Annotated in this window: 16 protein-coding genes and 1 pseudogene; 12 read left to right on the top strand and 5 right to left on the bottom strand. The window is 30.2% G+C overall.

Annotated elements, in window-relative coordinates:
• Positions 1 to 95: 95 nt before the first annotated feature.
• The 6 genes from AC0N0V_RS12265 to AC0N0V_RS12240 all read left to right on the top strand — a co-directional run bounded on the left by AC0N0V_RS12265 (position 96) and on the right by AC0N0V_RS12240 (position 3,222).
• A complete protein-coding gene (locus tag AC0N0V_RS12265; RefSeq protein ID WP_474458164.1) occupies positions 96 to 659 on the top strand; it encodes a Uma2 family endonuclease in 564 nt (187 codons plus the stop codon).
• A gap of 145 nt (positions 660 to 804) precedes the next feature.
• A complete protein-coding gene (locus tag AC0N0V_RS12260; protein ID WP_474458163.1) occupies positions 805 to 912 on the top strand; it encodes a hypothetical protein in 108 nt (35 codons plus the stop codon).
• A gap of 219 nt (positions 913 to 1,131) precedes the next feature.
• Positions 1,132 to 1,680, top strand: a complete 549-nt coding sequence (locus AC0N0V_RS12255; protein ID WP_474458161.1) for a ribonuclease domain-containing protein — start codon at positions 1,132 to 1,134, stop codon at positions 1,678 to 1,680.
• A gap of 12 nt (positions 1,681 to 1,692) precedes the next feature.
• Positions 1,693 to 1,965 carry a barstar family protein gene (locus tag AC0N0V_RS12250; RefSeq protein ID WP_474458159.1) on the top strand — a complete coding sequence of 91 codons (273 nt, stop codon included), beginning with the start codon at positions 1,693 to 1,695 and terminating at the stop codon, positions 1,963 to 1,965.
• 63 nt (positions 1,966 to 2,028) lie between these two features.
• Complete coding sequence (locus tag AC0N0V_RS12245) at positions 2,029 to 2,310, top strand: hypothetical protein (RefSeq protein ID WP_474458158.1); 282 nt, start codon at positions 2,029 to 2,031, stop codon at positions 2,308 to 2,310.
• Between the two features lie 111 nt (positions 2,311 to 2,421).
• Positions 2,422 to 3,222, top strand: coding sequence for a GIY-YIG nuclease family protein (locus AC0N0V_RS12240; protein ID WP_474458157.1), 801 nt, complete (start codon positions 2,422 to 2,424; stop codon positions 3,220 to 3,222).
• Between the two features lie 468 nt (positions 3,223 to 3,690).
• Here AC0N0V_RS12240 and AC0N0V_RS12235 read toward each other — a convergent pair whose 3' ends face one another.
• A complete protein-coding gene (locus tag AC0N0V_RS12235; RefSeq protein WP_474458156.1) occupies positions 3,691 to 4,383 on the bottom strand; it encodes a GGDEF domain-containing protein in 693 nt (230 codons plus the stop codon).
• A gap of 406 nt (positions 4,384 to 4,789) precedes the next feature.
• Positions 4,790 to 5,929 (bottom strand): hypothetical protein, encoded by a 1,140-nt coding sequence (locus AC0N0V_RS12230; RefSeq protein WP_474458155.1) that lies wholly within the window; start codon positions 5,927 to 5,929, stop codon positions 4,790 to 4,792.
• A 342-nt stretch (positions 5,930 to 6,271) separates the two neighbouring features.
• Here AC0N0V_RS12230 and AC0N0V_RS12225 point away from each other — a divergent pair, with 342 nt between their 5' ends.
• From AC0N0V_RS12225 to AC0N0V_RS12210, 4 genes and pseudogenes are all read left to right on the top strand, one after another.
• Positions 6,272 to 6,604, top strand: coding sequence for an NADase-type glycan-binding domain-containing protein (locus tag AC0N0V_RS12225; RefSeq protein ID WP_474458154.1), 333 nt, complete (start codon positions 6,272 to 6,274; stop codon positions 6,602 to 6,604).
• Positions 6,605 to 6,723: 119 nt separating this feature from the next.
• Entirely contained in the window at positions 6,724 to 8,181 is a 1,458-nt protein-coding gene (locus AC0N0V_RS12220; protein ID WP_474458153.1) for a DEAD/DEAH box helicase, read from the top strand.
• A 15-nt stretch (positions 8,182 to 8,196) separates the two neighbouring features.
• Positions 8,197 to 8,358: pseudogene (locus AC0N0V_RS12215) on the top strand (helicase-related protein); the annotation flags it as partial.
• A gap of 177 nt (positions 8,359 to 8,535) precedes the next feature.
• Complete coding sequence (locus AC0N0V_RS12210; RefSeq protein WP_474464521.1) at positions 8,536 to 9,618, top strand: DUF3427 domain-containing protein; 1,083 nt, start codon at positions 8,536 to 8,538, stop codon at positions 9,616 to 9,618.
• Between the two features lie 181 nt (positions 9,619 to 9,799).
• Here AC0N0V_RS12210 and AC0N0V_RS12205 read toward each other — a convergent pair whose 3' ends face one another.
• On the bottom strand, positions 9,800 to 10,198 hold the full coding sequence (locus tag AC0N0V_RS12205) for a (deoxy)nucleoside triphosphate pyrophosphohydrolase (protein ID WP_474458151.1): 399 nt from the start codon (positions 10,196 to 10,198) through the stop codon (positions 9,800 to 9,802).
• 156 nt (positions 10,199 to 10,354) lie between these two features.
• Between AC0N0V_RS12205 and AC0N0V_RS12200 the strand changes: the two genes are divergently transcribed.
• Positions 10,355 to 10,579 carry a hypothetical protein gene (locus AC0N0V_RS12200; RefSeq protein ID WP_474458149.1) on the top strand — a complete coding sequence of 75 codons (225 nt, stop codon included), beginning with the start codon at positions 10,355 to 10,357 and terminating at the stop codon, positions 10,577 to 10,579.
• Here AC0N0V_RS12200 and AC0N0V_RS12195 read toward each other — a convergent pair.
• Positions 10,574 to 11,257, bottom strand: coding sequence for a hypothetical protein (locus tag AC0N0V_RS12195; protein WP_474458147.1), 684 nt, complete (start codon positions 11,255 to 11,257; stop codon positions 10,574 to 10,576). The two genes, AC0N0V_RS12200 and AC0N0V_RS12195, sit on opposite strands and share 6 nt — an antisense overlap.
• Positions 11,258 to 11,434: 177 nt before the next feature.
• Here AC0N0V_RS12195 and AC0N0V_RS12190 point away from each other — a divergent pair, with 177 nt between their 5' ends.
• Positions 11,435 to 12,034, top strand: coding sequence for a LysM peptidoglycan-binding domain-containing protein (locus AC0N0V_RS12190; RefSeq protein ID WP_474458146.1), 600 nt, complete (start codon positions 11,435 to 11,437; stop codon positions 12,032 to 12,034).
• A gap of 418 nt (positions 12,035 to 12,452) precedes the next feature.
• Here AC0N0V_RS12190 and AC0N0V_RS12185 read toward each other — a convergent pair whose 3' ends face one another.
• Positions 12,453 to 12,995, bottom strand: a complete 543-nt coding sequence (locus AC0N0V_RS12185) for a tyrosine-type recombinase/integrase (protein WP_474458144.1) — start codon at positions 12,993 to 12,995, stop codon at positions 12,453 to 12,455.
• Between the last annotated feature and the right edge of the window lie 270 nt (positions 12,996 to 13,265).

Genomic DNA, 13,265 nt, shown 5'->3' with positions numbered 1-13,265 from the left:
AATAAAATATACATAATAGGAGTTACAGTAAGCTTTTATATTTGCTATAATGAAAATTAATAGGATTCAATAATAGAAGCAAGGAGTGTTGTCTTATGGCTTTACCTATTAATACACATGTTTTGTTTGAAGAATATATAAAAATTAAAGAGAAAAGTGATGATAGGATGGAATATATTGATGGGATGATTTATATGGCACCATCACCATCTACAAAACATCAAAGGATTTCTGGTAGACTTAACACTAAGCTGATGATTTTCTTAGAAGGCAAAACCTGCGAAGTGTTTCAGGCACCTTACGATATAGAACTAAGAAAAGAAGGAGTTGAAGGTAGAAATTTAGTAATTCCAGATTTAAGTGTTATCTGTAATTCAGATGGATTTACAGATACTAAATACATAGGTGTGCCTTCATTAATAATAGAGATATTAAGTCCTTCTAATCAAGCTCATGATTTAATTACTAAGTTAAACTTATATATGAAATATGGAGTTGAGGAATATTGGATAGTTAATCCAATGAAAGATGCAGTTACAGTATATTTGCTAAATAATGAAGGTTTATATGAGCAGGCAGATATAAAAGTAGGCAAGGGAATTATAAAATCTGCTTTTTTAGAAGAATTTACTGTAGACTTGGAATATTTATTTAGCTAATGTTTTTGACATTCGTTAAGTATGAATAATTTGGCTAATTCTGCTAAGAATTCTTAAAAATAGTAAAGGGATAAAAAATCACATGAGGATTGAAACTTATGTGATTTTTCATTCATAACTTTTCAAATTACAATTAGAAGAAACATTGGATAGTAAACTTAGAAATTCAAATTTAGCATATGATAGAGCTAGGAATAATAAGAGATTAGGTATGGTAAAAGTAATACTTTTATCAACAAATACCTTTAATTAAATAAAGGAATCTTTATTTAATAGAGGAATATCCAAAAATCAAATTAAGATTCCAAGGGTTATTACTAATAATAGGAATATATTAAACATTATAAATAAAAATAAGATGTGAAAGTAAATTTGATTATAATATAACAACTAAAAAACGAGAAGAAATACTATAACCAGTAAGAAAAAATGTTATAATAGCATAATAAAATAAACTAGAGGAGAAATATATATGCATAAAAATAATAAATGGAACAATTGGTTGATAAAAATGTTCACCATCTTATTTATATTTGTCTTAACAGGATGTCAAGCTGCTAAAACACCAGCTCCAGCAGAGACATCTAGTACAAATATATCTACTTCAAAAGATGGAACATCTGTAAGTCAAATCCCAAAGAACCAATCAACTAATAAAGAGGTTACTAGTAAAGTTCAAGTAAAGAAGGGACAAAGTTATTCAACTAAGGACGAAGTGGCAGCATACATTCATGAATTTAAAACCTTGCCACCTAATTATATTACAAAGGCAGAAGCCCAAAAGTTAGGTTGGGATAATTCAAAAGGAAACCTTTGGCAAGTAACCAAACAAAAGTCTATTGGCGGAGATAGTTTTGGTAATATGGAAGGATTATTACCGAAGGAAAATGGACGTAAATATTATGAATGTGATATAAATTATAAAGGCGGCTATCGTGGGGCAGAGAGAATAATTTATTCTAATGATGGTCTCATTTTTTATACTAATGACCATTATAAAACCTTCAAGAAGCTATACTAAGGAGGCAAGTATATGAAAGAAATTAGATTAAATGGAGATAAAATGCTAGACAAAGCTTTAACTCATGCCTATTTAAAACAAAAGTTATCTTTACCTGATTACTATGGTGAAAATTTAGATGCTTTGTGGGATTGTCTCTCAACAGATTCATCCTTTAAAAAAATCATCATATATAATTCAGCAGCTATAATAAAAAATTTAGGCATTTATGGAGAATCCATTATAAACCTTCTTCAAGAATCTGCTAAAGAGAATGAATATATTAAAGTGGATATTGAAAGTTAAAAGACAAAATTAGAAGAACAAAAGGGGCTGTTGCACTAAGAAATTAGTGCAACAGCTTTTTCCTTGCAAAATACGATTCCCACGCTAAAAAACCGGGAATCTGTAGAAGTTTTAAAGAAACTATGCTCCTTTAAAGAGATAAAACAAATAATTAAACAATCAAGTTCTGGACTAATAGAAATAAAGGCAAGAGGCTGGAATGATCTTTATAAAAGGATAGGTAAACTACAAGAGGTTTTAAGCTCATTAGGTATAAATGAAAAATCAAGTGATGCTGGAGGTAATGCTATGGCAGAGGCGATTGAGTTGGAGTTTTTTAGAATAAAAGGGTTATTTGCGAGATAGAACAGATAACCCTAGTTTAACCTAGTATACCTGCTATTTGTAGGAAATAGGTAAATGTTGTATAATATTTACATTATAATAGTTATATAAATAAAAAGGGGGGTGTGCAGGATGTTTGACATTTTGGAAGAAATACTATCAAGAAGTGGACTAACTGATTTATTTTCATTAAAAACTAAAGATGATAATACAGGCTTAGAAAATCCTCATATAGCTTACAGAGTGAAACCTAATATATACAGAATAAGAGCTTTCGAATTGTGGGGAAACAAGGATGATTTCTATTTTAGAATTTATCATTCAAAGAAGATAAATTATAGCCTAAAAGAGAAATTAGTTGCAGTTACTGGTGTGATAAGGAATATAAGAAATGTAGTTGATTATAAATCAAGCGACTACGTACAACTGGCAATTGCAATAAAAAATATTCTCTTAAACAATGAGATAATAAACGAGTGTAAAAATAGCAGTACTTTAGCAAGAACCTCTAAGTTTGAGGGGTTAGACTTACCAGATGTTGATACAAGTCAAGATGAAGTTATGGGACAAACTTTTACTTGGAGAGAGATAATAAGCATTTGGGAAGACGATTCAGAAGATAACGAATTAAAGAAGAAATTAAGTAAAAATGGAATATATATTCAGAGATCAAAAGATGGTAAGAGCAGATATATTGGAAGTGCTTATGGTGTAGACGGAATAATTGGTAGATGGATGAAGCACCTAAGCTCTAATGGAGATGCTCAACACTTAAACCTGTTTGTACTTGAGAATGGTTATAATGAGATTGTTTTCTCTGTAATTGAGTTTTGTGATCGCGAAGACATTATTCAAAGGGAGAATATGTGGAAGCAAATTTTAGGCACAATAAATTATGGACCTTATAATGGGATTCAATTAAATAATAATTAGATTAATATAGTCCTAAGACTTGTTTTTTAGCAAGTCTATTTTTATCCGATGACTACCCGCTCTAATACTCCACCGCACGGTATGAATCACTTTTCTCCAAGGGGGAGTAAAGAGCGGCTACGTCCCTGGATAACGATTTCTAAGTGGCAAAGCCACTAAGAACTCTGTTTATATGGAAACCGGTAAAATATGATAACAAATAATAGCTATAATATCTTATTATTTAGTAATTCCAAAAAAATAAAAAATTAGTACTGGGACATACTCAGTACTAATTTCTAGATAAATTTAATCATATCTAATTAATTTCACGCAAAACTATTGGCGTTTCCAAACTTCCAGTTTGTATTGCAACCTTTGAGGTCATGATAACCACTGGAAGTTGATTCTTTTATAGTCCTCCTAAGGAGAGTCTTTAATATGATAAGCTATAGAAGCGTTTTAGGTAGCTTAAAATGATAATCTACACTATAGGTTAACACAGGCATCTAAAAATGCCACTGAATTTTTACTAGCCTTTGCTTTGTATAAGGCTTTATCAGCAAAATCTATAAAAGAATTTATATCCATTTTATTTTTAATTGATGTGATTCCTATGCTAGCAGTAACCTTAAAAAGGATATTATCATAGAAAAAATCATGTGTATGTATGGCACTTCTAATTCTATTTGCAATATTTAATGCGTCTTTCCTATTAACTTTAGGAAGAATTATAATAAATTCATCGCCACCCCATCTAGTGGCTATATCAGTAGATCTAATATTATTTTTTAAAATATGTGAAATTTGTTTTAGAATTTCGTCCCCTACAATATGACCATATGTATCATTAATATTTTTAAAGTTATCTAAATCTATTATTAATAGAGAAAGATTTGAATGTTTTTTTTGCAGTTTTTCCATTGTGTCAGATACGCTGTCATAAAAAAAGTTTCTGTTTTTCAATTGGGTTAAGGTATCTATATACATAGACTTATAAAAAGATTGTGTTATTTTTCCGAGTTTGAGTATAAAGATAATATCAATACATCCTGTTAATACCCATATTAGCAACATTGAATGATCTGGTAAGTATAAAGTAGAAATATATCCCAATACATGGAAGATTAGTATAAATACTGATGATATGATTGGTAAAAACTTAATAAAAAGTTTATTCATTTGTAACACCTCCAGTAATATATACGTAGGCTGTGTTAAATATAGGAGGATAAAAATGAAGTTTTTTGAAAAAATAAATCGAAATTTGGTGGATATTATAGGTAAAAGGTGAATTTTAGAAAGCTCAAGACAAGTCTTTCACAATGGGGTCAGACCCCATTACAGGAACTACCAGTTACTGCTTGCTATTTTTATTGGTTAACAAATTATATACAGAACTTGCAACAAGAGATAACTTAATTCAAGCTGGAAACAGATTAGTAGATAGTTAGAGGTATTAGGGTTAGACTAACAATAGGTTAAGATAAGTGAGAAGCTAAATGAAGATAGTGGACTAATGAACCCACGATAGGAGTGTCGTGGGTTTTTACGATTTTATTCCATTGTCATTTAGTCAAGTATTCTTTTATTTCAATTTTTCATTTTTTTCTTTAGCTAAAGTAATTTCGTTTAGAATTTTAGGAATTTCCTCTGGGTATAAAGTATTAATGAATTCCAAAGCATCTAAGGTATTGTCACTTGAGTGGATAATATTTCTTTCTATTTCTGGAGGCTGATTCTTATTCAGTTCATTTCGCAGCTTTATTTTCAAAAGGAAATTTCCGTTCGATACATATGGATAATACTTTTGATACCTCTTTTTTAAAGGAATTGGATAGAAATCATAAGCTATAATTAAAACAGCTGGCTTTCCGCTTCCTCCATATTCTTTCCAGTCTGTATATCCCCAGTCGCCGCCTCGTAAATTACGTGTTGCCTTTTTCCTACGATCTTTATCAAGTTCATAAATATTTAGTATGTGTAGGCCGTGATTCTCTAACCACTTGATTATCCAATCAGTCAAGTTGTTTTCATAAGCCCATTCTCTAACGATAAATGCCATAATTTCACCTGTGTTTTGCTGGTCATGGAGCTTTAAATAATATAAATTTTTCACCCAATTGCTCTTTTCAGAAAGCCTTTCTAGTACTGACAATTCTGGAGTCCAGTTGTTCTTATCCAAAAACTTTTGTAAATCAGCCCAGGTCAATTTTACATCTATGCCGTACCGCTTAATTAGAGTGCGAAGCGCTTTTGTATATTTATTATTGTGGACTAATTCACTATCCTCGTCTCTGATACCTCGAGGCAAACCTGAATTTTCTGCTTTATGATAAACAACATGATAGGCCATACTTAGCAGATAATGTTTAGGAGTTGGCACAAAATATTTATTATTGAAAAGAATTCTTTCATCAAGCATTTCTTGTGCACAGTGACTAGGATAATAAGGGAGTCCATTGTAATCAGTTCCAGTCATGCCACTAATACTATAAATATTACATTCAATAGAATTATTTTCACAATGGGGAGAAACATACTTAATAATGTTAACTAAATCATCATCATGGACAAGTAAATCAATAGCTTCTCCTTTTTTAATTTTTGGAAATTTATCAAACCATCTTAATATAATATATTTAATCTGTTCTTGATTTAGCAGTTTAAAAAAATCATCAACACTTATAGAGCTAGGTATATATTGGCGTGCTTCCATTTTCATCATATGCTCCCTCCAATGAACTACATTGTTTCTAATCATAATATGCTGAATAAGAATGATTTGCTAAAAAGGTACCACTGAATATAGTTGCAGAAAGCTATTTTTAGGAGATAGTTTGACTGATATAGGTAATTGGAGTGAATTATTAAACAATAATTACATAATATTAAACCTGAATATACTGTTGGTGGGATGCATGTAATGGTAAAGGGTATCTTGTATGGAAAAAAGTTATTGAACAGTATTGTAACTAATTTAATCAAAGGTATAGAGGCTAGCAAGTATGAGACAAGTCGCTCCCAATAATAAAGCAAAGGAAGGGATTTTTTATTAATTAATCTGCTTATGGATTTTTTTATATTAAAAAACGGTGATGGAATTGATTCATCGATATTATTAAAAAGTAATACTGCTAAAAATATAAAGGGAATTGAAATAGCAAATGGATACAAAAAATCACAAGAAATATTTGAAGCAAATAATAGAGTAAAAAAGATAAAAGTTGAATTTTCAGATGGAAGCAGTATTGTTCAAGAACTGAAAGATGGGTATGAAAATAATAATATTATTTCGCTAGACAAAGCGATAACAACAACATTTATAAAAATTACTATTTTAGAGGTTTACAAGGGAAGTAAATATTCAGATACAGCTATAACAGGAATACATGCATTTTAAAATTGTTAAGTAGCAGAAATGGAGCAAGCGAGCATAAGTCTTGCTTTCTTCATTATCTTTAGAGTTAGTAATATAACTTAAGAGTACAATTAAGTACAAAATCTAGGGAGAACATAATTATGAATTCAATACTTGAGGAATCAAATGTTGTAAATGAAAAGCAAATTGAATTATTAGACATACAACCCAAAGAAGCAGAAATCAAAGAGTTCTTAATAAATAACAAACTAATAGTTAACTCAGAAGAAGGAAATCTTCTAAATGAATTAAAAAGATGCCTAAGCGAATGTGAAAAATTCTATTTTAGTGTTGCATTTATTAATTTCAGTGGACTTCAACTTTTACTAGATAGTTTTAAGGAACTAGAGGAAAAAGGAGTTAAGGGGAAAATAGTAACTTCTACATACCTTAACTTTACTGAACCTAAGGCATTAGAACGAATTGCTAAATTCAGAAATATTGATTTAAAGATATTTATAGCTACTAAAGAAATAGGCTTTCACACCAAAGCTTATATCTTTGAAAATAAAGATGAATACAAGATAATTATTGGATCTTCAAATATAACTCAAAGGGCTTTAAAGAGTAATGTTGAATGGAATGTTAGAGTTATTTCTAAGAAAGATCATACTTTTGTAAAAGAGGTATTAGAGGAATATTTAAATTTATGGGAATGTACCACCATTGTTAACGAAGAATTTTTAGACAGTTATAGCAGTTTTATAAGCGAAATAAGAAAAGTAGAAAAGAATAAAAAATTAGATTTTAGTGATTATGAATTAATAAAACCCAATCATATGCAAAAGAGAGCAATAGATAATTTAAATAGATTAAGACACTCAGGAGAAGATAAAGCATTAGTTATAGCAGCTACAGGTACAGGTAAAACATATATGTCAGCCTTTGATGTTATGAACTACAAGCCTAAAAAAATACTTTTCTTAGTACATAGAGAAGAAATATTAAGAAGTGCAGAAAAAACTTTTAGAAAGCTAGTAAAGAATAAGCAAAGGACTACAGGGCTTTTAACTGGAAATAGCAAAGATATAGATGCTGATTATTTATTTGCGACTATACAATCGCTGAATATACATCTTGAAGAATTTAATAGAGATGAGTTTAAGTATATTATTATAGACGAAGCTCATCATGCAGCTAGTCCATCTTATAAAAAAGTTATGGAGTATTTTAGACCTAAATTTCTTTTAGGAATGACTGCAACTCCTGAAAGATGTGATAGTGAAAGCATATTTGATATTTTTAATAACAATATAGCTCTAGAGGTAAGATTACGGGAAGCCCTGGAATTAAACCTTGTAATACCTTTTCACTACTTTGGAATAACAGATATTGAAAGCATAGATTTAAATGGTATAAATGTTGATGACATAGCAGAAATATCTAAAAGGCTAAAGGTTAATGAAAGAGTAGATTTTGTAATTGAAAGGATGAATTTTTATGGTCATGATGGAGAAAAAAGAAAATGTATTGGCTTTTGTGTAGGAGTAGATCATGCTGCATATATGACAGAAGAATTTAATAAAAGAGGAATAAGCAGTGTATATTTAACAGGATAAAATTCCCCAGAAGAAAGGGAATACTATATTAAAAGATTAGAGTCTGAGGAAGATGATTTAGAGGTTATATTTACAGTAGATATTTTTAATGAAGGTGTAGATATACCATCTATTAATTTAGTTTTAATGCTTAGACCAACGAACTCTCCAATAGTATTTATACAACAATTAGGTAGGGGCTTAAGAAAACACGAGAATAAATCATTTTTAACCGTATTAGATTTTATAGGAAATCACAATAAAGCCTTTTTAATTGCTATAGCTTTAAATGGTGCAAGGTATTACGATAAGGATAGTTTAAAAGTAGCAGTTGCAACCCAATTTGCCAATATTCCTGGATGTACTAATATTCAAATGGACAAAATTTCTCAGGAAAGAATACTGGAGCAGTTAAATGAAGAAAACTTTAACTCAATGAAATACTTAAGAGAAGAATATTTTGAGTTTAAAAAGATGAATGGTGGAAAAACGCCTTATTTAATGATGGATTATGCAAAATATGACGGTGCACCAGATCCGCTAAAGTTTTTAAACAAGGAAAAAACTTATATTGGCTTTGTTGCCAATATGGAAAAGGATGAAGAACTGAAAGAGTTATTACAAGATGAAACATTTTTAAAAATACTGAAGGAGCTTTCAGGAAAACTACCAATAAAAAGAATATATGAATTTAGTATATTAAAATATTTACTAGTTAATGATGAAATAAATATAGAAAAAGCTAAAAATGAAATATTAAAATACATTGATTATGTAGACGATGAAAGTGTTATCCATGCATTAAATTGTTTGAATGGAAGCTATTATGATTCAGGGCAGATTAAAAACAATGTACGATGTTTTGAATTGAAGGATAGAGTTTTAAGTACAACATGGGATTTTAAAAAGATAACGCAAAATAAAAAATACAGAATATATGTTGAAGATATCATAAAGTATGCTCTTATAAGATATGAAAAGGAATTTGGAGGCAAGTATTATGGAGCTCCATTCTTTAAACTATATGAGCAATATCAGATGATAGATGCAGCGCTCCTATCAAATTATACTAAAACACATAGCTCCTTTAGAGGCAGCGGATTAATGGCTAATGGAAATGATTATTTCTTATTTGTGGATTTGCATAAAGAAGATAATATAAAAGAAAGTATAAATTACAAAGATAAATTTTTAGATAAACAATATTTTCAGTGGCAAAGTCCTAATAGTACATCTCAAAGCTCTGAAAGAGGAAAAAATATCATATTTAATAAAGATAGAGGAATTAATCTGCATATTTTTGTAAGAAAGTACAAGCAAATAGATGGAGTTGTAGAACCTTATATCTACATAGGAAAGGGAGATGTAGTAGAATATTCGGGAGAAAAGCCTATAACAGTAAAAATGAAGTTGCAAAATGTAATGCCTGTAAGTTTATATACGGAGTTTATAAAGTGAAACTTGAATCAGGCGACCTGATTCTTAGTTGAACGAATCCAGGGACGTAGCCGCTCTTTACTTCCACTTTGAAGAAAAGCAGAGAGCCCAAATCTCTGATTTGGTGCGAATCGCTTTCACAGAGTGCGATGGAAGTATTAGAGCGGGTAATCATCGGATAAAAAAGGTATAGCGGTTTTTGCTATACCTTTTCTGATACTAATTGTTCAACTGCAGGAATATCTGCAGGAGCCCATTTTAAAGAAAATAAATTTTCTCTTTTTAACCATATCAGTTTAGAGTGCTCGTTAGCTGTAGGAGTACTAGATATTAATTTACACTTTACAGTAATTAAATTTACTATAAAAGTATCATATTCATGAGTATTATCATTAAAAACACCAGAAAACTCAATGTTACAGTCTAACTCTTCTTGTATTTCTCTTTCTATAGCTTCTTTTAAATTTTCATCTTTTTCTACTTTACCGCCTGGGAATTCCCACATGTTTGGAAGGGACATGACTGGAGAACGAAGAGCACATAGTATTTCATTATTTTCATTTTCTATAACAGCTCCAACAACTTTTATTAATTTTTTCATATGTAACACCTCTCTTCTAGACAAGTTTACCATACTTGGACAGCATAATGCAATTTTTCGAGGTTACTGTAAAGGGAAACTCTATAGTAATTAAATAGATTATGATATAATAACATTACAAAATGATCGGAATTTTAAATTAAGAGGTGATTCAAAGTGAAATGGGAAGAAGTCAGAGAACTTTATCCAGAACAATTTGTAAAATTTGAAATCGTAGAATCACATATACAAGATGACAAAGAATTTATTGATGAAGTTGCAATTGTTAAGGCAATTGTTGATGGAAAAGAAGCTATGAAAGAATTCATTAATTGTAAGCCAGGGCAACTAGTGTACAGCACAAAGCACGAAGAACTAATCGTACAATTAAAAACATTATAAGTTCTCATCCATTGTAAATAAATAGTGCTGTATAGCATATCTCTTCCAATCCCAAGTATTAGTACTTAAACTTGAAATTATTCCTGTGCATCCGGGACAATTAGTGTGGTGTTTATTACTATATTGGCTCCAATAACTGGAATTAATTACACTGGGTTTAATATGGTTAATAAATTCATTATAATTAGGAAGGCGTCCCCTAAAACCGATGTAACTATTTGTATGCCAAGAATAGTATAAAAATCCTGCGCTAGGTATACTGCTTCCACCACCTGAAATTGTTGGATCTTTTCTGATACCTACATAGTCACCAAATGCATCAAATCCCAGCTTATAGTAATCTTTCAATATAGAGTTATCTGCCTTGGTTACAATGCTACCATGATTCATTTTGTTATATATAATATCTGGATTAATTGCCGATCTAATAATAATGGAAGTAAATCCAATATAGGATTTTAATTTATTTATTAAATGAATTATAGGTTTTAGTTTCATATCACTTTGTGAAGTTTTTTGTAAATCTAGAATTAAAAAGTCACCAGGTCTAATAATTTTTTCTATTTCCAAAAGCATAGTTTGAAAAGACTTTGTATTAAATATACGGAATCCAATTGTGTTAAAACTCTTTCTAAGTTCTAAACAATCATTTACGAAAGTGCCAGTGGTGTAAGACACTTTGGGATCATAAGAAAGAATAGGAATAATGTTCTTGTTGAACTCTAACAGACTATAATTGTTAACGTCCCCCGAGGATACTAATGAGCATTGCGAATTTGCTATTTAAAGATAGAGCTTTCGAATAGTTCTAATAGATATGGATATAATCACTAATAAATATAAAGGAGTGGTGGCATGTATACAAAAAGGAAAAGGTTGTTATATACAAAAGTTTTATTAATTATGTTGTTATGCATTTGTACGATTTGTGGATGTACTAACAAAGATAAGAAGTCTATTGACGAAAGTAACAATTCGAAAACCAGCTCAAATACAAATCAAAAGGTCGCAATTTCAAAGAATAGTGGAGAATTGTCTAACGAAGATAAGAATCAGAAAATTAATTCTAATACAAACCCAAACCTTTCGAGTTCACAGAATAGTGAAGAATTGAAGAAATATATTGTTAGAAAAGGAGATACATTATACAGTATATGTAAAAAGTATGAATCATCTTGTCCAACCAATGTGGCAGTAAAAACAATATTAAAGGCAAATAATCTTTCAGAAGCAGACGGCTTAAAGGAAGGAATGACATTATTAATACCTGATAAGTATTTTTTAAATGGTGTTATATATACAATAAAAAAGGGAGATACACTTTTTAGTATAGCAAAAAAATTTATTCCGAACTCAATCCCTAAAGAAGGTATCAAAAAAATTTTAAATGACAATTTTCTAGCTAATGATGAGCTTAATGCTGGTGAACAATTATTTATTGCGGTATCTAAATAACTCGTATAACTACTAGTGGTAAAAATATTTATTTAGTAATATCTCATAGTTATCAGTGAATATTTTTGAAGAGAAAATTACCAGTATAGCGTGCTCTATTATGAAGAACTGTAAGTGGAGTTTTAATCATTAATCTGCTTATAGTTCTTTTTATATTGCATTTTTATCCTATATGAGATTGATAGCAAAACAATCTGTGTTCACAAATTGTTAACGTCCTCCGAGGGTACTAATGAGCAATATTCATAGGAGTAAACAGTCCAGAAAGTATAGTGAAATAAGAGCCCTATGGAAAGGAGGCTTCTGATTATACTAAGGACAAGTTACTCGGTAAAAATTTGAGGGGAACCAGGTACCTTAGTGGGAGCAAAGCGTATACTTGCTCATAAAAATTTAAGTATGTCCGCACTTTTAGTTATTATTGAAAAAAATCCTCAATGGTGGTTGCTTCAATATCAGCAATACCTATATATCTAAGAGTCATATCAGGGGTAGAGTGACTAAATAAGTTCTGCAACAAGGCGACATCGTTATGCTTTTTATAATGGTGATACCCAAAGGTTTTTCTCAGTGTATGGGTGCAGATATCATCTAGGCCAAGTTTGCGGCTTGCTGCACTTAGACACTTATGGGCTTGCTTGTTTGTTATAGTACTTCTTCCACCTTTTTTACTTGGAAAAAGCAGCTCTCCTGCAGACATTCCAAGTATAAACTCCTGAATTTCTTTGTGAATTTCAGGAGACAGGTCATATTTCAATGGCTTGCCAGTTCTACTTTCCTTTACTTCAATTTGAGACTTGTTTTTCACATCCCAAACTGTAAGATTTATTATATCTATAATCTTTAAGCCTGTAGTTATTGCTATATCAAATAGCAAATAATTTTTATATCCGACCTTAAGTAATTCTGATTTTAGCGTATTAATTAAGTTAGTATCCTTTATTGGCTGAATAAGTTTCATATTGTTTCTCCCTCTCAATGGAAGCTCAATTAGAACCTTCTAGCTGCCATATCCTTTAATCATATACTATTCATAAGGATTATACAAATAATTAATATAAATGAGCTAATTAAAAAAGATAACTTGCTTTATTTAGTAAACTATGTTATTCTTAGTAAGAACTTAAATTGATAGTTAACAATTCAACAAAATATATTTCAGTTAGTACTTTCTACGTATAGTATGATGATATCGAAATTTTATTAGTGAATTAGTGCAATGAGTTTAAGA

This window comes from Clostridium sp. CS1-1 (assembly GCF_056135525.1).
The sequence above is the reverse complement of the archived record's forward strand: the minus strand, read 5'-3'. Positions and strand labels throughout refer to the sequence as shown.

Excerpts from the sequence above, each read along its gene's own strand:
- AC0N0V_RS12265 (WP_474458164.1), top strand. The coding sequence starts at position 96 with ATGGCTTTACCTATTAATACACATGTTTTGTTTGAAGAATATATAAAA.
- AC0N0V_RS12255 (WP_474458161.1), top strand. The coding sequence starts at position 1,132 with ATGCATAAAAATAATAAATGGAACAATTGGTTGATAAAAATGTTCACC.
- AC0N0V_RS12250 (WP_474458159.1), top strand. The coding sequence starts at position 1,693 with ATGAAAGAAATTAGATTAAATGGAGATAAAATGCTAGACAAAGCTTTA.
- AC0N0V_RS12240 (WP_474458157.1), top strand. The coding sequence starts at position 2,422 with ATGTTTGACATTTTGGAAGAAATACTATCAAGAAGTGGACTAACTGAT.
- AC0N0V_RS12235 (WP_474458156.1), bottom strand. The coding sequence starts at position 4,383 with ATGAATAAACTTTTTATTAAGTTTTTACCAATCATATCATCAGTATTT.
- AC0N0V_RS12230 (WP_474458155.1), bottom strand. The coding sequence starts at position 5,929 with ATGATGAAAATGGAAGCACGCCAATATATACCTAGCTCTATAAGTGTT.
- AC0N0V_RS12225 (WP_474458154.1), top strand. The coding sequence starts at position 6,272 with ATGGATTTTTTTATATTAAAAAACGGTGATGGAATTGATTCATCGATA.
- AC0N0V_RS12220 (WP_474458153.1), top strand. The coding sequence starts at position 6,724 with ATGAATTCAATACTTGAGGAATCAAATGTTGTAAATGAAAAGCAAATT.
- AC0N0V_RS12210 (WP_474464521.1), top strand. The coding sequence starts at position 8,536 with ATGGACAAAATTTCTCAGGAAAGAATACTGGAGCAGTTAAATGAAGAA.
- AC0N0V_RS12205 (WP_474458151.1), bottom strand. The coding sequence starts at position 10,198 with ATGAAAAAATTAATAAAAGTTGTTGGAGCTGTTATAGAAAATGAAAAT.
- AC0N0V_RS12190 (WP_474458146.1), top strand. The coding sequence starts at position 11,435 with ATGTATACAAAAAGGAAAAGGTTGTTATATACAAAAGTTTTATTAATT.
- AC0N0V_RS12185 (WP_474458144.1), bottom strand. The coding sequence starts at position 12,995 with ATGAAACTTATTCAGCCAATAAAGGATACTAACTTAATTAATACGCTA.